22 protein-coding genes are annotated in these 17,205 nt (G+C 38.9%); 5 read left to right on the plus strand and 17 right to left on the minus strand.

The genetic code is table 11. The annotated features are described in order from the left end of the window. Positions 1-6: 6 nt before the first annotated feature. The 8 genes from ACJJVZ_RS15975 to folB all read right to left on the minus strand — a co-directional run bounded on the left by ACJJVZ_RS15975 (position 7) and on the right by folB (position 6,171). Complete coding sequence (locus ACJJVZ_RS15975; RefSeq protein WP_405601886.1) at positions 7-675, minus strand: tRNA (guanine(46)-N(7))-methyltransferase TrmB; 669 nt, start codon at positions 673-675, stop codon at positions 7-9. Beyond that, on the minus strand, positions 675-1,442 hold the full coding sequence (locus ACJJVZ_RS15980) for an ABC transporter permease (protein WP_007584748.1): 768 nt from the start codon (positions 1,440-1,442) through the stop codon (positions 675-677). The genes ACJJVZ_RS15975 and ACJJVZ_RS15980 overlap by 1 nt, the downstream gene beginning before the upstream one ends. Next, positions 1,443-2,372 carry an ABC transporter ATP-binding protein gene (locus ACJJVZ_RS15985; protein WP_405601888.1) on the minus strand — a complete coding sequence of 310 codons (930 nt, stop codon included), beginning with the start codon at positions 2,370-2,372 and terminating at the stop codon, positions 1,443-1,445. It lies immediately after the preceding gene. Then, a complete protein-coding gene (locus ACJJVZ_RS15990; RefSeq protein WP_193156126.1) occupies positions 2,372-2,992 on the minus strand; it encodes a flavin prenyltransferase UbiX in 621 nt (206 codons plus the stop codon). The genes ACJJVZ_RS15985 and ACJJVZ_RS15990 overlap by 1 nt, the downstream gene beginning before the upstream one ends. A 1-nt stretch (position 2,993) precedes the next feature. Next, positions 2,994-4,349, minus strand: coding sequence for a UDP-N-acetylmuramate:L-alanyl-gamma-D-glutamyl-meso-diaminopimelate ligase (mpl, locus tag ACJJVZ_RS15995; protein WP_138584658.1), 1,356 nt, complete (start codon positions 4,347-4,349; stop codon positions 2,994-2,996). A 176-nt stretch (positions 4,350-4,525) separates the two neighbouring features. Beyond that, on the minus strand, positions 4,526-5,326 hold the full coding sequence (locus ACJJVZ_RS16000) for an undecaprenyl-diphosphate phosphatase (RefSeq protein ID WP_405601891.1): 801 nt from the start codon (positions 5,324-5,326) through the stop codon (positions 4,526-4,528). Next, entirely contained in the window at positions 5,323-5,811 is a 489-nt protein-coding gene (gene folK / locus ACJJVZ_RS16005) for a 2-amino-4-hydroxy-6-hydroxymethyldihydropteridine diphosphokinase (RefSeq protein WP_193156128.1), read from the minus strand. The genes ACJJVZ_RS16000 and folK overlap by 4 nt, the downstream gene beginning before the upstream one ends. Next, the gene (gene folB, locus ACJJVZ_RS16010; RefSeq protein WP_138584661.1) at positions 5,812-6,171 is read right to left on the minus strand and encodes a dihydroneopterin aldolase; all 360 of its coding nucleotides are present in this window, start codon (positions 6,169-6,171) and stop codon (positions 5,812-5,814) included. It lies immediately after the preceding gene. 247 nt (positions 6,172-6,418) lie between these two features. Between folB and plsY the strand changes: the two genes are divergently transcribed. Continuing rightward, positions 6,419-7,030, plus strand: coding sequence for a glycerol-3-phosphate 1-O-acyltransferase PlsY (gene plsY, locus ACJJVZ_RS16015; RefSeq protein WP_138584662.1), 612 nt, complete (start codon positions 6,419-6,421; stop codon positions 7,028-7,030). A gap of 11 nt (positions 7,031-7,041) precedes the next feature. On the opposite strand, the gene tsaD is transcribed toward plsY, so the two are convergent. Genes tsaD through ACJJVZ_RS16030 form a run of 3 tightly spaced genes read right to left on the minus strand, consistent with a single transcriptional unit; the run spans position 7,042 to position 9,030 of the window. Beyond that, the gene (tsaD, locus tag ACJJVZ_RS16020; RefSeq protein WP_193156130.1) at positions 7,042-8,055 is read right to left on the minus strand and encodes a tRNA (adenosine(37)-N6)-threonylcarbamoyltransferase complex transferase subunit TsaD; all 1,014 of its coding nucleotides are present in this window, start codon (positions 8,053-8,055) and stop codon (positions 7,042-7,044) included. A gap of 38 nt (positions 8,056-8,093) precedes the next feature. Further along, a complete protein-coding gene (locus ACJJVZ_RS16025) occupies positions 8,094-8,684 on the minus strand; it encodes a YjaG family protein (protein WP_138584663.1) in 591 nt (196 codons plus the stop codon). Then, positions 8,677-9,030 (minus strand): DUF2007 domain-containing protein, encoded by a 354-nt coding sequence (locus ACJJVZ_RS16030; protein ID WP_138584664.1) that lies wholly within the window; start codon positions 9,028-9,030, stop codon positions 8,677-8,679. The genes ACJJVZ_RS16025 and ACJJVZ_RS16030 overlap by 8 nt, the downstream gene beginning before the upstream one ends. Before the next feature lie 70 nt (positions 9,031-9,100). Between ACJJVZ_RS16030 and ACJJVZ_RS16035 the strand changes: the two genes are divergently transcribed. The 3 genes from ACJJVZ_RS16035 (at position 9,101) to ACJJVZ_RS16045 (ending at position 11,576) form a co-directional block, all read left to right on the plus strand. After that, positions 9,101-9,523, plus strand: coding sequence for a DUF2721 domain-containing protein (locus ACJJVZ_RS16035; protein WP_077537091.1), 423 nt, complete (start codon positions 9,101-9,103; stop codon positions 9,521-9,523). A gap of 320 nt (positions 9,524-9,843) precedes the next feature. After that, on the plus strand, positions 9,844-10,728 hold the full coding sequence (locus ACJJVZ_RS16040; protein WP_077537090.1) for a LysR family transcriptional regulator: 885 nt from the start codon (positions 9,844-9,846) through the stop codon (positions 10,726-10,728). A gap of 227 nt (positions 10,729-10,955) precedes the next feature. Beyond that, positions 10,956-11,576 carry a 2OG-Fe(II) oxygenase gene (locus ACJJVZ_RS16045; RefSeq protein ID WP_182701152.1) on the plus strand — a complete coding sequence of 207 codons (621 nt, stop codon included), beginning with the start codon at positions 10,956-10,958 and terminating at the stop codon, positions 11,574-11,576. Positions 11,577-11,613: 37 nt separating this feature from the next. Here the strand turns inward: ACJJVZ_RS16045 and ubiA are convergent, their stop codons facing one another. Next, positions 11,614-12,492: a 4-hydroxybenzoate octaprenyltransferase gene (gene ubiA / locus ACJJVZ_RS16050; protein WP_405601897.1), complete on the minus strand. Its 879-nt coding sequence runs from the start codon at positions 12,490-12,492 to the stop codon at positions 11,614-11,616. Further along, positions 12,489-13,040, minus strand: coding sequence for a chorismate--pyruvate lyase family protein (locus ACJJVZ_RS16055; RefSeq protein ID WP_405601899.1), 552 nt, complete (start codon positions 13,038-13,040; stop codon positions 12,489-12,491). Before ACJJVZ_RS16055 ends, ubiA begins: the two co-directional genes overlap by 4 nt. Before the next feature lie 168 nt (positions 13,041-13,208). On the opposite strand from ACJJVZ_RS16055, the gene ACJJVZ_RS16060 reads away from it, so the two are divergent. Beyond that, entirely contained in the window at positions 13,209-13,607 is a 399-nt protein-coding gene (locus ACJJVZ_RS16060) for a flagellar basal body-associated protein FliL (RefSeq protein WP_405601902.1), read from the plus strand. 98 nt (positions 13,608-13,705) lie between these two features. On the opposite strand, the gene glpG is transcribed toward ACJJVZ_RS16060, so the two are convergent. The 4 genes from glpG to ACJJVZ_RS16080 form a co-directional block, all read right to left on the minus strand. Continuing rightward, positions 13,706-14,524: a rhomboid family intramembrane serine protease GlpG gene (glpG, locus tag ACJJVZ_RS16065; RefSeq protein ID WP_405601905.1), complete on the minus strand. Its 819-nt coding sequence runs from the start codon at positions 14,522-14,524 to the stop codon at positions 13,706-13,708. After that, on the minus strand, positions 14,521-14,838 hold the full coding sequence (glpE, locus tag ACJJVZ_RS16070; protein WP_138584886.1) for a thiosulfate sulfurtransferase GlpE: 318 nt from the start codon (positions 14,836-14,838) through the stop codon (positions 14,521-14,523). Before glpE ends, glpG begins: the two co-directional genes overlap by 4 nt. A 65-nt stretch (positions 14,839-14,903) precedes the next feature. Continuing rightward, positions 14,904-15,929, minus strand: coding sequence for an L-threonine 3-dehydrogenase (tdh, locus tag ACJJVZ_RS16075; RefSeq protein ID WP_405601910.1), 1,026 nt, complete (start codon positions 15,927-15,929; stop codon positions 14,904-14,906). A gap of 50 nt (positions 15,930-15,979) precedes the next feature. Further along, positions 15,980-17,173 (minus strand): glycine C-acetyltransferase, encoded by a 1,194-nt coding sequence (locus ACJJVZ_RS16080; RefSeq protein WP_193156133.1) that lies wholly within the window; start codon positions 17,171-17,173, stop codon positions 15,980-15,982. Positions 17,174-17,205: the final 32 nt, after the last annotated feature.

Consider the following 17,205-nt stretch of genomic DNA (forward strand, 5'->3'; position numbering starts at 1 on the left):
ATCAAATTAAGTTAAATTAATAATAAGTCGGTGGCTTTGCTGGCCACTGCCCCAGTATTTTCGCTCAAAAGGCGTAATCGCATCATCAGATTCATAAAGCGCTACATCGCAAGAGTTACCAGTGAGTTCAAGCGCTCTTGCAAACTCTTTAACGTAAATATCCCAATTACTACGTACTTCTAGCAAACCGCCTAATTTAACTATAAACGGAAAAATAGCCGCGCCATGCCAACGTCTTCGAATATGCTTAGACTTAGGCCATGGGTTTGGATACAACAAATAATGGTGTGTAGGTTGCCAATTAGCTGCAACCGCTAAACGCCAAAAGTCATTTAAGTCTGCTTGCACTAAAATATATTGCCCGCTGTCGGTTTGTTTATATTCAACATCATGTTTATCAAGGCGGTGCGATGATTTATCAATGCCTACCACAAGTGCATCAGGGTGGCGCTTAGCTAAATTAGCTGTACTTTCCCCGACCCCGCAACATGAGTCTAAAATAAGCGGGCCATCAAAGGCGTGTACTTTAGCGTTTACTTCATCAAATGCGGCTTGAGTATGCGCTGCAATCGGTTTTTTAAACTCAGCCTCTAAGTGCTTATTTACTATTTCATCAAGCTTTTCGTGAATACCCGCTTGATTAGATACAATACTACGTGAATTTGCATCACTCATTAGTGTCTTAGCCCCACACCTTTTTTAATTAACGTAAGCGCTAATGTAAATAACGCTGTTATAAATACTAAAATAACCCCAAGCGCCACGCTTAAATCAACATCTGATACACCCAAAAAGCCGTAACGAAACGCGTTAACCATATAAATTATAGGGTTTATTTGCGATACGTTTTGCCAAAATTCTGGCAATAGCGTAATTGAATAAAATACACCACCTAAGTAAGTTAATGGCGTTAAAATAAAGGTAGGGATAATGCTTATATCGTCAAAACTATTTGCGTAAATCGCATTAATTAAACCACCTAGTGCAAATACAGCCGAGGTTAAAATAACGGTCGCCATAATTACAAAAATATTATGGATTTGAATATCAACAAATAATAACGACACACAGGTAACTATAAAGCCCACCATTATACCGCGCGTCATACCACCGCCCATATAACCCAGTACAATAATGTAGTTAGGAACTGGTGCTACTAATAGCTCTTCAATACTTTTTTGAAATTTTGTTGAATAAAAACTAGAGGCTACATTAGAATAGGAATTAGTAATAACCGACATCATTATAAGGCCAGGTACAATAAACTCCATGTAGCTAAAGCCACCCATGTCGCCAATGCGTGAGCCAATTAAGTTACCAAAAATAACAAAATATAAACTCATTGTAATTGCAGGCGGTACTAAGGTTTGCACCCAAATACGTAAAAAACGAATACATTCTTTGATCCATAAACTTTTTAAGGCTACGCCATATTTAAACATTTATTCGCCCCGCCCTTGCTCTAGTAATCCGACAAATAACTCTTCGAGTCTGTTTGCTTTATTTCGCATACTTAACACTGTATTACCTTGGTTTGTTAATGCGCTAAATACCGCATTTAAGCCCTGTGATTTAGCGACTTCGACTTCAACAGTATGATCATCCGTCATGGTAAATTTATAACCATCAAGTGTGACTGGGCTTGCTGGCATTTTTAAATCTAAAATAAAGGTTTCTTTATCAAGCTTTGCAAGCAGTGCTTTAATTGTGGTGTTTTCAACAATTCGGCCACTGTCGATAATAGCAATGTTTTTACACAGTAATTCGGCTTCTTCAAGGTAATGGGTAGTTAAAATAATGGTCACGCCTTGCTCATTAATTTGGCGTAAAAAATCCCACATTGAACGGCGTAATTCTATATCGACCCCTGCTGTTGGCTCATCAAGTATAAGCAGTTTTGGTTCGTGCATGAGTGCGCGAGCAATCATTAAGCGGCGTTTCATACCACCTGAAAGCGTACGCGCTTGTTTGTCTTTTTTCTCAAGTAAGCCAAGCTGCGCTAGGTATTTGTCGGCGCGCTTGTGGGCTTCACCGCGTGGCACACCATAATAACCAGCTTGATTAACGAGTATTTGGCTAAGCGTTTCAAATTGGCTGAAGTTAAACTCTTGCGGCACTAAGCCCAAATGCGCTTTAGCTGCTTCTAAGTCAGCATCAATATCACAACCGAATACCTCTACTTTACCTTTTGTTTTATTCACCAAAGACGAAATAACACCAATAGTGGTTGATTTACCCGCTCCATTTGGACCAAGCAGCGCAAAAAAGTCGCCCTCTCGCACTTGTAAATCAACGCCTTTTATAGCCTCAACACCATTTTTATAAACCTTGGTAAGGCCTTCAATATTTAAAGCAATAGTTTGCTTATTCATTACTTACCCTCACCATAACCCCAACGTTTTGTTAGGTTATGTTCAATGTTTAAATGATCTAAAATTCTCGCCACCATAAAATCAACTAAGTCTTCAATACTTTGCGGTTTATGATAAAAGCCAGGTGCCGCAGGCATAATAGTTACCCCTAAACGAGAAAGCTTTAGCATGTTTTCTAAATGAATTTCGTTAAATGGTGTTTCGCGTGGTACTAAAATAAGCTGCCCGCGTTCTTTAATAACCACATCAGCGGCGCGCTCTAATAGGTTATCTGATGCGCCTACCGCAATTGCTGATACAGAACCTGCACTACACGGGCATACTACCATTTTTTTAGGCGCCGCAGAGCCCGAGGCTACTGGGCTAAACCAGTTATCTTTACCATATACCTTTAACTGCTCGGGTTTGGCATTAAACAGCGCACTTAACTGTTCAGTTGCTTTATCTTCATTACCAGAGAGCTTGATGTTTGATTCTGTATCAAGCACCACTCGCGCAGCACTTGAGATAAGTACGTAAACTTGAAATTGCTGCTCAAGCAACACTTCAAGCAGCCTTAAACCATAAGGCGCACCCGATGCGCCACTAAAAGCGAGCGTAATTTTATCTTTAAATTGCACGTTATTCTCCGCTGTATTTAGCAGCTAAACCATCAACAAGGTGTTGATGAAGACCATTAAAACCGCCATTGCTCATAATTAAAATATGTTGATTAGGCTCAATATTTTCGAGCACTGTATCAATAATTGTTTGTGTACTGCTAAAGCACTGCATATCGGCTTTATCTGCTTGCTCTTTTAGCGACCAATTTAGATTCTCTGGCTCAAAAAGTAGCACGTCGTCAGCATCACGTAGTGAATCTAATAATGTATATTGGTGCACGCCCATTTTCATGGTGTTTGAGCGTGGCTCTAAAATAGCGATAATTTTTTCATCGCCTACTTTAGCGCGCAGTCCTGCTAGCGTTGTTTTAATTGCCGTTGGGTGATGCGCAAAGTCGTCATACACTTTAATATTATTTATATCAGCCTTTAGCTCCATGCGCCTTTTCGGGCTAATAAACTCCCCTAACGCATCAATACTATGGTCAATCGCAATACCCACATGACGCGCAGCAGCAATGCTCATAATCGCATTTTTAACGTTATGCTCGCCTATTGCTTGCCAGCAAACAGTGCCTTGCTTTTCATTGTTTAAAAGTACATTAAACTCACTACCATCTGCTTTTATTAATTCATAGCCCCAGTCATCCCCTAGGGTTTCGCTTTCACTCCAAAGCCCTTGTGTTATTACATCATTAAGCGCTACGTCTTGCTTTGGCCAAATTACTTTGCCACTTTGAGGTAATGTACGCATTAAGTGATGAAATTGTTTTTTTATTGCGTTTAAATCTTCAAAAATATCAGCATGATCAAATTCAAGATTGTTTAAAATAAGCGTACGCGGAAGGTAGTGTACAAACTTACTGCGTTTATCAAAAAAAGCGGTATCGTATTCATCCGCTTCGATAACGAAAAATGGCGTTTCGCCCACTTTCGCTGACACACCAAAGTTTTGCACTATGCCACCAATTAAAAACCCAGGCTTTAAGCCCGCATATTCTAATACCCACGCTAACATACTTGCTGTGGTTGTTTTACCATGCGTACCGGCGACAGCAAGCACCCATGAGTCTTGTAATAAATTATGCTTTAGCCACTCAGGTCCTGAAGTATAAGGCAGGCTTTTATCAAGTACATATTCTACACATGGGTTACCACGGCTCATTGCATTACCAATAACCACCATATCAGGCTTTGGATCTAATTGAGATACGTCATAGCCTTGAGTTAATTCAATGCCAAGTTCTTGCAGCTGCGTGCTCATTGGTGGATAAACGTTTTGATCAGAACCTGTTACTTTATGCCCAAGTGATTTAGCAATGGCAGCAATCCCCCCCATAAACGTGCCACAAATGCCCAAAATATGTATATGCATATACTTTCCTTAAATCGTGTGACTACTTTACTGCGGTGCAAAGTTTAATGGCGCTATGATGCCAAAATTCGCGCTTAGTTACCATTGCGAGTAAGCATTTCACTCGTGCCAAAATGACCACTTAATAACAAAAAAGCCTTCTTAGTCAGAAGGCTTTTTTGTTATTCGATAATTTACTACATCGTTAAAAATATAATCAAGCCTACACCCAGTAATAAGCGATATATTACAAATGGCAGCATCCCCATTCGCTCTATGACTTTTAAAAACATAAATATACATGCATAAGCCGACAAGAACGATAGCACCACACCTAGCAATAACGTATTCCAATCAACAATATGATCGCCTAACGCAAGCTCTGCTGTGTAATATAGCCCCATCATAGAGATGATAGGAATAGCTAATAAAAATGAGAAACGTGCAGCGCTTTGTTTATTCATGCCCAGCATTAAACCTGCAGTCATTGTTATACCTGAACGTGAAGTACCTGGGATCATTGCAACAGCTTGTGCAAAACCAATAATGAGCGCTGTTTTCCAATTAAGTTGGTAAATAGTTTTAATTTGTTTACCTTTTGCATCGGCGTACCAAAGTAGTAAACCAAATACGATGGTTGTTGCAGCAATAATCCATGCGCTGCGTAAGTACAACTCGATTAAGTCTTTTAACAACAAACCTAAAACAGCAGCGGGGACAGTCCCTAAAATTATCCACCAGCCTAATTTACTGTCATCACTAGTACCTTGCGCGCCAAATGATTTAAACCACGCACTGAGTATATCGGCCACCTCTTTACGAAAATAAATAACCACTGCGATTAAAGTACCAACATGTACCGCCACATCAAACGCGAGTCCTTGATCTTCCCAGCCTAAAATTTGTGATGGTAGAATTAAATGCGCTGAACTCGATATAGGTAAAAATTCAGTGAATCCTTGAATAAGGGCTAAAATAATTATTTCGATAATACTCATGGGTTAGAAAACTCCACCTTCCATAGTTTTTGTTGAGGGTTATTATACGCATTCCATAACTGGGCAATTGTTTGCTTGGCCACTGGATGGTAAAAATTTGGGGCCACTTCACTTAGTGGCTGCAATACAAATGCATTTTTAGTTATTTCATCACGAGGTAATTGCGCAGGGGAGTCGCTAATTACGTCATCATAAAACAGTAAATCTAAATCGAGTGTTCGTGGGCTAAACTTTTTATCGTTTGCGGTACGGCCATTATCTCGTTCTATTTTTTTTAGTAAAGTACATACGTCGGCCAAGGGCATATCAGTTGTAGCAGCAACCACTGAGTTATAAAAATTATTGCCAGCAAACCCCACCGCTTCACTTTCAAAAACAGACGAATGCACGAGGTTTTTAAAATGCTGCTTAAGTGCGATTAATGCACATTGAATATAATGCGCTTTATTTATATTTGACCCAAGGCTGATATAAATCTGCGCCATTTAGTTACTTACCTTAGCGCGTGTAATTTCAACACCAACCGTTCGTGCTTGTGCTACAGCTGCGGGCTTACTCACTCTAATAGTTACTTGCGGGGTATTAAATTCAGTCAAAATAATATCTGCTAGCTGCTCCACTAGCGTTTCAAGTAATTCAACAGGCTTAGCGGTGCTGTGTTCAATAACTCGTTCACTCACCTTTGAATAATCAAGTGCTAAATTAATGTCATCATTGGCTGCTGCGGGCTTAATATCACTAAGCATTTCAATATCAAAATAAAGGCTCTGTTTACTTTCTTTTTCAAAGTCGTACACTCCAATAATGGTGTCGACGTGCAATTGAGATATAAATACCTTGTCCATTGATACTCCAAATGACAAAAACGACTGAATAGCGATATTAAGCATTAATAAAATTAATACTGCCTATGCTTTAATCAGTGTTTAAATATGTAAAAAATCCTTCTACAATAACGAAATAGCTAGATTAGCTAATAATTAAAGAAGCATAATAATTTTTTACGATAAATTTTGCCGCCAATAATAGCCCAAAAGCAATGCTAATTGCATTAAATGTGATTAGTATAATGATAAAAAAGTAAGGAAGCGTGTGTTAGCCATTTTGATGTTTGTTTTAGCTTATTTACTCGGGTCGATTTCATCGGCTATATTAGTGTCACGGCTATTCAAACTTTCTGATCCTCGTACTAACGGTTCTAACAACCCCGGCGCTACAAATGTTTACCGACTAGGCGGAACATTGCCCGCATGCCTTGTTTTGGTTTTTGATATTTTAAAAGGCACTATTCCGGTTTGGGGGGCTTACTTTTTAGAGCTGGAACCTTTAGCGCTTGGGTTAGTCGCCGTAGGCGCTTGTTTAGGACATATGTACCCTGTATTTTTTAGCTTTAAGGGCGGTAAAGCTGTAGCAACTGCGTTCGGTTCATTATTGCCTATTGGCTTATCACTAGCTGGTTTGCTGGTATGTACTTGGCTTGTTATTGTTGCAATAACACGTTATTCATCACTTGCCGCATTAGTTACCGTATCGCTAGCCCCTCTTTACACTTGGTTAATAAAACCTCTTTATACGCTTCCAGTTGTATTTATAACGCTATTAATTATTTTTCGTCATCGCACTAATATTGTTCGTTTATTTAGTGGTGATGAACCAAAGGTGGGCGCTAAAAAAGCACCCACTGATGAAAACAAAAATATCTAAAATATGAGTCATTAAATCGGCTCAAGACTGTCTATTGGCCAACGTGGCTTTGTTTTCATATCAAGACTTGCAAATTGGCCAGCCTTTAAACGCTGCATACCTGCATAAGCAATCATAGCACCATTGTCGGTACAAAATTCAGTGCGAGGATAAAACACCTCACCTTTCATACCTTTCATAACACGCTCAAGCTGCAGTCGAAGCTGCGTATTGGCGCTCACTCCACCTGCAATTACTAAACGTTTAATGCCCGTTTGTTTGAGCGCACGCTTACATTTAATAACAAGGGTATCAATAACTGCGGTTTGAAATGCATGCGCTATATCGGCTTTGGTCTGCTCGTCATCGTCACTTTCACGAATAGTAATAGAGGCGGCCGTTTTTAGACCACTAAAACTAAAATCAAGACCGGGTTTATCGGTCATTGGCCGAGGAAATACAAAGCGTTTAGCAACACCTTGCTCAGCCATTTTAGCTAAGCGCGGACCACCTGGATAGTCCAGACCAAGTAACTTAGCCGTTTTATCAAAGGCCTCGCCTGCGGCATCATCAACTGACTCACCGAGTACTTCGTATTGACCAATACCAGCCACTTTTACCATCATGGTATGACCGCCCGATACAAGCAATGCAATAAACGGGAACTCTGGTACATTTTCTTCAAGCATTGGGGCGAGTAAATGCCCTTCCATATGATGCACTGCAACAGCTGGAATATCCCAACCGTATGCAAGCGAGCGACCAATAGAGGTGCCAACTAATAATGCCCCTACTAGGCCAGGCCCCGCTGTATAGGCGATGCCATCTAAGTCTTCGGGACCACAACCCGCTTGCGCAAAAGCTGCGTCTATAAGCGGTAGCGTTTTTCGAACATGATCGCGCGATGCGAGCTCAGGTACTACGCCCCCATAATCGGCATGTACTTTTACTTGACTGTATAGCTGATGAGCTAATAAGCCTTTTTCGTCATCATATATCGCAATACCTGTTTCATCACACGACGACTCAATGCCTAAAATTCGCACTGTACTTCTCCTGCCTTTAAAATTTCACTTCGCTGTTTTTATAACGCTAGGCCAATATTGGTTTGGCCATCTTCTAGGGCAAACTTTTTAAGCGCCTTTACGCTTTCAGAGGTAATACGCCCCATGTTTTCTACAAAATCAATTAGCTCACCCAATACTTCAATTTCGTATTGCATTAGTGGATGCTCTCTCACTGCTTTATTATCTGCAACTTCACCTTCAACGGTCATTTGATATTCAATAAAGCGCGCAACGGTAGCTTGCGATATTTTACTCACACTAATGAACTCTTGCTCATCTTGCGCCATTAAACCATGCATTAAACTAAGTAAAGAGGTAGCAGCATCAATTGCAGGGTAAGTACCAAACATATCAAAATCAGCAAGTTCAGGAACATTTGGTTCTATTTTTTCAACTTGTTTTTCGAGATCTATTTTACTTTTAGGCAGTAATATTTTTTCCCAACAAACATTAAGCGAACTACGTAACAAGGTTTCATCACCAAACCCAGTTGCCTCGCTAAATAAACCGTAATTTGGTAGCATGCGCTCTATTAAAGCACTCGCTAAAACGGCTTTTTGTAAATAGTTTAGCTCTCTAATGCGCTGAAAATTATTTGCTTTAGTCATTTTTTAACGTCTCACACGACCAACAAAAATCAAATGTTGATCCATTATGCTCATTGCAGTTAGGGCATACCCAGTCTGGAGCTGATTGTTTTACTTGTTGATAGTTTACCAATATTTGCCGCGCATGGCGCTCTTTTATCACATAAACCTGCACACTAACCTGTGTCTGTTCAAATGGTATCTCACCGATAGCTCCTTGTAGCATTTCACCTGCAATTTTACATTCAATCCCACTTGCGAGTATTAAACCTTTAATAATATTAGCTTCAAGGGTATTTTCAGCTTTGTATATTGTAACCCATTGAAAAGCACTATCTGTTGAACTGCTATTATTAATATTTTGCAATATCCACCTCATTTATTTTATGTTAACAATATCTGCGCTACTTGCATGCTGCACTTTCTAAGGAATAAACATGACACTCACAACCCCAGGCCTACTTTTTCCAGCGATATCACTATTATTACTAGCCTATACAAACCGATTTTTAGTGCTAGCGCAATTAATTAGGGAGTTAAATGCCCGTGAAGGCGAATCAATTCGCCCTGTTGTAGTTGCTCAAATTACTAATTTGAGAAAGCGGATAAACCTAATAAGAACAATGCAGGTATATGGCGTAGCTGCATTTTTATTGTGCACACTGTCTATGTTCGCTTTGTTTATAGAATTTAATACAACCGGTATTATTTTGTTTGGTATTAGTTTGACCTGCCTAAGCTTGTCACTCTTAACTTCCTTGTTTGAGATCTATATTTCATGCGATGCGATCGAAATAGAATTACAAAGCATTGAGAATAAACCTCTTAGTAATCGTATTAACCGTAATTTTGTTAAGTAAAAACTGATACAAGTCATTTTTCACTCAATTATTTATAAATTGTGCTTTAATCAGTACCCTTATTTGTGGCATACTTTTTCATTAAATCGAATGGTTAACTTAATGTAAGATGACTATTAATCTAATTTTAAAAATATTTTTTATTATTTACTTATATTGGATGAATAAAAAGTAAACTTTGAACGGTTAGATATTGAGATATAAAAGGGATTCCCAAAAATTGTAAATACATCAAATATTAATTTTTTAGCCACGCAGCTAAACTTAATATAATTGATGTGTGCACAATTTACAGCTTACTTATAAAAAGGGACTATAGAGTGAGATTTGAACAATTAGAGCAATTTTTAGCGCTTGGCGTATTACGTCATTTTAGACAAGCAGCAGAGCAAACTAAAATAAGTACTTCAGCACTGACCCGCAGCATTCAAACTCTTGAAGATGAAATTGGATATAAATTAGTAAAGCGCTCTACTCGTTCAGTAAAACTAACTCCTGAGGGTGAACTTTTTCTTGAATACGCCCAAAACACCCTCTGTGAACTAGAGCTAACCAAAAAACGTATTTTTCAATCAGCTAATGGCAGCCCTGATGAAAAACTCGTGATTGGCTACACCAATACAGCAAGTAGTATAGTTCCTATTTCTTGTGGGCAATTTTTAGCACAATACCCTCACGTAAAAATAGAGATGCAACTGCAAGAGCAGCACGAACTTAGCCGTAAACTGCAGCAAGGTGAAATAGACATTAGTGTTTACTCCCAAGCAGTTAATAGTATAGGCAGTGATATACATTTACCAGATCAACTCATTTTATTCGTTTCTAATAATCACCCACTTGCTCATCAAAATGATATTAGTAAGCGCGACTTAGATAAATACCCTATGTTTGGCTGCTTTTCCCAATCAAAGCAAGTGCAAACTATGTTAAATGAAGCGATTGATTCTTTGAATAAATCGTCAAGTATTAAAGTGGGTAATATTGATCAGGTGATGGTTGGCCTTGCTAAGTCTGATCATTTTGCTATTGCAAGTATTGAGCATGCAAACACAGTCGCCGAACACTCTGAACTGGTTCAATTAAAAACTAATAAAGATGTAAGCCATGAACAATTGGTTGTGCAAACAAGCCAAAAAACAGCTGTTGGCGAACATGTAGAGCACTTGTTATCGCTGATCAAAAAGGCAGCAACAGCGATTACATAACCTGAACTCTGGTTAAGAGATTCATTAACATATTGAAATGTAAAACATGTAAGCTTATCTTTCTCTAACCAGTGATTATCAGTGAAAACAAGGCGAATTTACGTGTCAATAGCGGGCTTATTGCAAGTAAATTCAACGCTATTTTTGAGATATGTACGACATAAAAGTGGTAGCTTTTGATATCTTTTCGGCTACACTGTCGCACCTTAAAAAAACAGCTGACATAAATGCTCAACCTCTTAGCCTACGACAATTATTTAACTGAAATAGAAGTACAAGGTTACAGTGTTATTCATCAAGCTATTGATGAACGACTTATTAGTGATTTAATGGCAGATTGTTATCGTATAAACCCGCATTTTACACTTGCTGGTATTGGTCGTTTAAATAATTTACAAGTAGACGATAGTATTCGCAAAGATAAAACCTATTGGTTTGATGGCACTTCACAAGCTCAAGTAGCTTATCAAGCTATAATGGAAAACATTAAAACGACACTCAATCGCACGTTTTTTATCGGCTTATTTGATTATGAATGCCATTATGCCAAATATACGTCGGGTGATTTTTATAAAAAACATGTTGATGCTTTTAAAGGCCGCTCCAATAGGGTTATAACGAGTGTGCTCTACTTAAACACGCCAGCTCAAGGCGGCGAACTTGTTATTTATAAACATAAAAGTAAAGAAATCGAAATCATTATTAAGCCCACAGCTGGCACCTTAGTGCTATTTGAAAGTGAGCGCTTTGTTCACGAGGTACTCCCAGCCATAGACAAGCGTTACTCAATAGCTGGTTGGTTTAGAAAAAATGCATCTATTAGCGGTATTATTGATCCACCCCGATAGCTCAAAATAGCGTATTTTAACAACCTTTATTGAGGCTTTAAAATACTATTGGATATGAAAACAACAAACCAATAAAAATAGCTAAGCCTACATAGTGGTTATTTAAAAATGCTTTAAAGCAGGCATCTCGTTCACGATGATGGATAAGCACTTGTTGATAAACTAATAAACCCGCTGCTATCCCCAAACCAATTCCAAAGGGGACAGACAACCCATTAACTAAACCTATAAAAGCAACTAACGTAATAAACACCGCATTAAGTAAAAAAATGAGATGGCGGTCATACCTACCAAATAAGATAGCTGTTGATTTAACCCCTATTTTTAAATCATCGTCTCTATCAACCATGGCATACATAGTGTCGTAAGCCACCGTCCAACAAACATTTGCAAAAAACAACAACCAAGCTTGTATAGGTAATTGATTTATTGAAGCCATGTAAGCCATAGGTATTGCCCAACCAAAAGCTGCACCGAGTACAACTTGGGGTAACTGTGTGTAGCGTTTCATAAACGGGTAACAAAATGCCAATGCCAGCGCTGCGAAAGAAAGTAAAATAGTATTAATACTTAACATTAATACCAAAATAAACGCGAGTACAATAAGCAGCAAAAATAAACTAAGCGCTTCACCACTACTAACGACCCCTGAAGCCAGTGGGCGCTGAGCTGTGCGCTTTACTGAGCCGTCTATTTTTCTGTCAGCAAAGTCGTTTATTACACATCCAGCACTTCGCATTACAATAACGCCAAGTGTAAATACAACAAAATTAACCAAGCTTGGCATGCCATTATTAGCAAACCATAATGCCCAATATGTAGGCCAAAGCAATAATAACGTACCAATAGGCTTATCTACACGCATCAGCTGTATGTAATAAGGAATATGGTTGGCTTTTAAAAGGGCTAGCTTCATGAGTACAAATACGCTCCGGGTAAAAAAACTTCACAGACTAAAAAGTTATAACTTTGCAATGAAAATACACTGCGTCTGCCTAGTAAGGTTTGCTTAGGCAAATTTAATTGTGACACGAGTTGCTGTAATGGATGGATGGAATTAAAGCGCGCAATTTCTATATTTTTACGAACAAGTTCTGGATCTTGAAAAATCACATCGCCTAATGGCCTTTCTCCCATATTATGCAAAGGGTTTTTTGATTGCTTTAGTAATAGATTATCTGGCAGCCAACTTTGCGCGTATACCATAGGTTTATCGTCACACAATAATAGCACTTCCCGATTCAATGCTGATGTTGAAGTGCAATTAAGTAATTTTTGTTGCTGTATTGATAAGTCAAAAACCTGCTCACTAAGCACTTTCACGCTAAAGGATTGCGAATGACTTTTTAATTTAGCCGTTAAAGAATGCGACTCAAACAGCCAATCGTGCTCAGAATTAGATAAATCACTTACTTGTGAAGCAGGAAACCAATCAACAGATAAAGAAATAGGGAAAGTAGTCACATTAGCTCAATAAAATAAAATCCAAGGTAATGATAACATTGCCGATGCATTTGAAAAAGTGATGATTCGGCAGCCTAAAATAACTAATACAAATAACTGCTTGGCGCTGTTTATTAGGACTTATTAAGTATAAACTATTTGTAACAGATTTACGGAAACGCTTTAAATATGAAAAAAATAGTATACATAAGTCTTTTTGCACTAATAATGAGCGCTATAAGCTTAACGGCAAACGCAAAATCGACCGTTGGTTATTTTGGTTTTGAGCCTGACATTATTACTAACTACATTGGCGTTTCGAGTAAAAAAATGGGCTATGTGCGTGTCACTGTGGATTTAATGCTGACCGATACATCAGACATAGCGATTGTAGAACACCATACGCCTTTACTTCGTGACGCATTGGTTGAAATATTATCAAAAGAACCTGAAGAAAAAATAAAATCACTTATTGGCCGCGAAGAAATACGCGCTAAATGTTTCGAAAGACTTAAAAGCTTGTTAAAAGAAGAAACTGGCCACGAAATTATCCGTGAAGTGTTGTTTACAAAGTATTTATATCATTAGTAATTGATACCAATCCGCGTAAGCATTGCTTAATTTAACAGAGTAAATTCTTATAAATAGTTAAATAATGGCCATAATTAAGCGGATTGGTTTTAACGCTAACTGTTTTTGTTAAATATTTTTGCGGTGTAGGCATAAGCAATACCGCTTATTAACCCACCTAAGTGCGCCCAATTAGCCATACCTACAAACAATACATCTGCAAAGCCAAGCACTAACCAAACTAACATAAAACCAACTATTGCCGTACTTACTAACGCAGGCTTGTTAGGGTTTAAAAAACTATGTATCCAACAAAAACCAAGTAATCCATACACCACGCCACTTAGCCCGCCAAAATTGGGGCCAACCATTAAATATTGTGCCCAATTACTAATAAGCGCAGTCACCAAAAATAAGCCGATTAAGCTTAATTTCCCACATTGCTTTTCGATATTATCACCAAGCGACATCCACCAAATTAAGTTAAACACAATATGCATCGCGCTAAAGTGAACAAGAGCGGGAGTTAACCAGCTAAGCGGTTGCGATGGATTAAATTGCAGCACAGTATAAATTTCATTAAATCCCCCCAATAAAAAAGCAACATAAATAACAATACTCAATATGCTAACCGTTTGATTAAGCCAGCTAAGCGCTTTAAATCGCGCCATTAAATTAAGCGACTGCCCTTGGTATTTAAGCGGCGATTGTGTGCTGCCTACATCCCATGACGCTTGCTGGTATTTTTCATGATTAGGATTTTGTGTAAATTCCGCCCATAGCGGCTGCACTTGATGAAAATCTTCCTCAAGCACACTAATAATAACATTACTGCCATCAGCTGAGTGTATCTTTGCATCTAGGCCTTGGCTTTTTAAATAATCTATAAAGCCCTGTGCGGCGCGCGGGTTATTTAAACTACCAAGCTCTATCATCGCTCTACTTTCTCGCTATAAGCCGCTTCCCAAGCAGTAAAACCACCATCCATACTGTAAACGTCTTCAAAACCTTGCTCAACTAAATAGCTAGCGGCACCTTGAGAGCTCATCCCGTGATAACACACGATAATAATTGGCTGATCGAACTCTTTTTCCATCATAAATTGCGCAATATTACCGTTAGACAGCGCTTCAGAGCCTGGAATATGACCAGTCTGATACGAATTAGGATCGCGAATATCTGCAATTACAACGTCTTCTTTATCTAAAAGCTCTAACGTTTGCGCTATAGAAATATGTTTAAATGCCATTGGAGTCTCTTTAATTAATAGTATAAAAAAGGCGGCCTAAGCCGCCCTATCTAGAATTTTTAAAACTAATCCCAGTTTAAAATTACTTTGCCTGACTGGCCTGAAATCATCATATCAAAGCCAGCTTGGAAGTCATCCACAGAATACTGATGTGTGATGATTGGATTCAAATCGAGACCCGATTGAATCAAACTTGCCATTTTGTACCACGTTTCAAACATTTCGCGACCGTAAATACCTTTAATCACTAAGCCTTTAAAAATAACTTGGTTCCAATCAACTGCCATATCTGATGGTGGAATACCTAGCATGGCAATTTTACCGCCATGGTTCATGTTATTAAGCATTGCATTAAACGCGCTTGGCACACCTGACATTTCAAGGCCAATATCAAAGCCCTCTGTCATGCCAAGCTCTTTTGTTACATCTTCAAGCTTTTCGTTTGCCACGTTTACAGCGCGTGATGCGCCCATTTTACGTGCTAAATCTAGACGGTATTCGTTTACGTCGGTAATAACAACATGGCGAGCACCAACATGTTTTGCAACAGCTGCAGCCATAATACCAATTGGGCCTGCACCAGTGATAAGCACATCTTCGCCAACTAAGTCGAACGATAGCGCGGTATGAACTGCGTTACCAAATGGGTCGAAAATAGAAGCCAGTTCGTCAGATATATTATCTGGAATTTTAAATGCGTTAAATGCAGGAATAACTAAGTACTCAGCAAATGCACCTTCACGATTTACGCCAACTCCCGTTGTATTACGGCATAAATGCACACGCCCTGCACGGCAATTTCGACAGTGCCCACAGGTAATATGCCCTTCGCCTGATACACGGTCGCCAACTTTAAAGCCTCGAACTTCTTGGCCCATATCGACGACTTCACCCACATATTCGTGACCAACAACCATTGGAGTAGGAATGGTTTTACTTGCCCATTCGTCCCACTTGTAAATATGTACATCGGTACCACAAATAGCTGTTTTACGAATTTTAATTAGTAAGTCGTTATGACCCACTTCTGGCTTTGGTGCATCTGTCATCCAAATACCAGGTTCTGCTTTTAATTTAGATAATGCTTTCATAATTCACACTCAACTAAAAAACCGAAGCGAGGCGTCGGTTTAAAATAAAATTAAATAACGCCCATTTCTTTACCGATACGGGTAAATGCATCAATCGCAATATCAAGTTGTTCAATGCTATGCGCCGCTGAGATTTGTGTACGAATACGAGCCTGCCCTTTTGGTACTACTGGGAATGAAAAACCGGTTACATAAATGCCTTCAGCAAGTAGCTTATCAGCCATTAACGAGGCTACTTTGGCATCTCCTAGCATGACTGGGATAATTGCATGGTCTTTACCTGCACACGTAAAACCAGCAGCTTCCATTTGCTCACGGAAATATTTAGCATTTGACCAAAGTTTAGCGCGCAGCTCGCCGCCATTTTCAAGCATTTCAAGTACTTTAATTGATGCAGTAACAATTGAAGGCGCTAATGAATTTGAGAACAAGTATGGGCGTGAACGCTGACGTAACCATTCAACAATTTCTTTTTTACCTGATGTATAGCCGCCTGATGCGCCACCTAGCGCTTTACCTAAAGTGCCGGTAATAATATCTACACGATCTAATACGTTACAGTACTCAGGTGTACCCTTACCGTTTTCGCCAACAAAACCAACTGCGTGAGAGTCATCTACCATTACAAGCGCATCATATTTATCGGCTAAGTCGCACACAGCTTCTAAATTACAAATAACGCCGTCCATAGAAAACACGCCATCGGTAGCAATTAGTTTAGTTTTAGCACCGGCTTCATCTGCTGCAATTAATTGCTTTTCAAGATCAGCCATGTCGTTATTTGCATAACGAAAACGCTTAGCTTTACATAAACGTACACCATCGATAATTGATGCATGGTTTAATGAATCAGAGATAATGGCATCTTCTGCGCCTAAAATGGTTTCAAATAAACCTGTATTTGCGTCAAAACATGAAGAATATAAAATAGTATCTTCTGTTTCTAAAAACTCACTGATTTTTTGCTCTAGTGTTTTATGGATGTCTTGCGTGCCACAAATAAAACGCACTGAAGCCACACCAAAACCATGATTATTTAAACCATTTTGCGCCGCTTCAATTAGCTCTGGGCTATTAGCTAAACCTAAGTAGTTATTAGCACAAAAGTTGATTACTTTACCTGATGCAACTTCGATTTGAGCTTGCTGCTGGGACTTAATAATACGTTCGCTTTTATACAAACCTTCGGTTTTTACGTCTTCAATTTGCTGTTGTAACTGGCTAAAAAAAGCAGATGCTCTCATCTAGGTTCTCCATCTATTTGAACGGGTAAACA

This window comes from Pseudoalteromonas sp. Ld19 (assembly GCF_045064135.1).
In the GTDB taxonomy this organism is placed as follows: domain Bacteria; phylum Pseudomonadota; class Gammaproteobacteria; order Enterobacterales; family Alteromonadaceae; genus Pseudoalteromonas; species Pseudoalteromonas aliena.

Excerpts from the sequence above, each read along its gene's own strand:
- ACJJVZ_RS15975 (WP_405601886.1), bottom strand. The coding sequence starts at position 675 with ATGAGTGATGCAAATTCACGTAGTATTGTATCTAATCAAGCGGGTATT.
- ACJJVZ_RS15980 (WP_007584748.1), bottom strand. The coding sequence starts at position 1,442 with ATGTTTAAATATGGCGTAGCCTTAAAAAGTTTATGGATCAAAGAATGT.
- ACJJVZ_RS15985 (WP_405601888.1), bottom strand. The coding sequence starts at position 2,372 with ATGAATAAGCAAACTATTGCTTTAAATATTGAAGGCCTTACCAAGGTT.
- mpl (WP_138584658.1), bottom strand. The coding sequence starts at position 4,349 with ATGCATATACATATTTTGGGCATTTGTGGCACGTTTATGGGGGGGATT.
- ACJJVZ_RS16000 (WP_405601891.1), bottom strand. The coding sequence starts at position 5,326 with ATGAGTATTATCGAAATAATTATTTTAGCCCTTATTCAAGGATTCACT.
- folK (WP_193156128.1), bottom strand. The coding sequence starts at position 5,811 with ATGGCGCAGATTTATATCAGCCTTGGGTCAAATATAAATAAAGCGCAT.
- folB (WP_138584661.1), bottom strand. The coding sequence starts at position 6,171 with ATGGACAAGGTATTTATATCTCAATTGCACGTCGACACCATTATTGGA.
- ACJJVZ_RS16025 (WP_138584663.1), bottom strand. The coding sequence starts at position 8,684 with ATGACTAAAGCAAATAATTTTCAGCGCATTAGAGAGCTAAACTATTTA.
- ACJJVZ_RS16035 (WP_077537091.1), top strand. The coding sequence starts at position 9,101 with ATGACACTCACAACCCCAGGCCTACTTTTTCCAGCGATATCACTATTA.
- ACJJVZ_RS16045 (WP_182701152.1), top strand. The coding sequence starts at position 10,956 with ATGCTCAACCTCTTAGCCTACGACAATTATTTAACTGAAATAGAAGTA.
- ubiA (WP_405601897.1), bottom strand. The coding sequence starts at position 12,492 with ATGAAGCTAGCCCTTTTAAAAGCCAACCATATTCCTTATTACATACAG.
- ACJJVZ_RS16060 (WP_405601902.1), top strand. The coding sequence starts at position 13,209 with ATGAAAAAAATAGTATACATAAGTCTTTTTGCACTAATAATGAGCGCT.
- glpG (WP_405601905.1), bottom strand. The coding sequence starts at position 14,524 with ATGATAGAGCTTGGTAGTTTAAATAACCCGCGCGCCGCACAGGGCTTT.
- glpE (WP_138584886.1), bottom strand. The coding sequence starts at position 14,838 with ATGGCATTTAAACATATTTCTATAGCGCAAACGTTAGAGCTTTTAGAT.
- tdh (WP_405601910.1), bottom strand. The coding sequence starts at position 15,929 with ATGAAAGCATTATCTAAATTAAAAGCAGAACCTGGTATTTGGATGACA.
- ACJJVZ_RS16080 (WP_193156133.1), bottom strand. The coding sequence starts at position 17,173 with ATGAGAGCATCTGCTTTTTTTAGCCAGTTACAACAGCAAATTGAAGAC.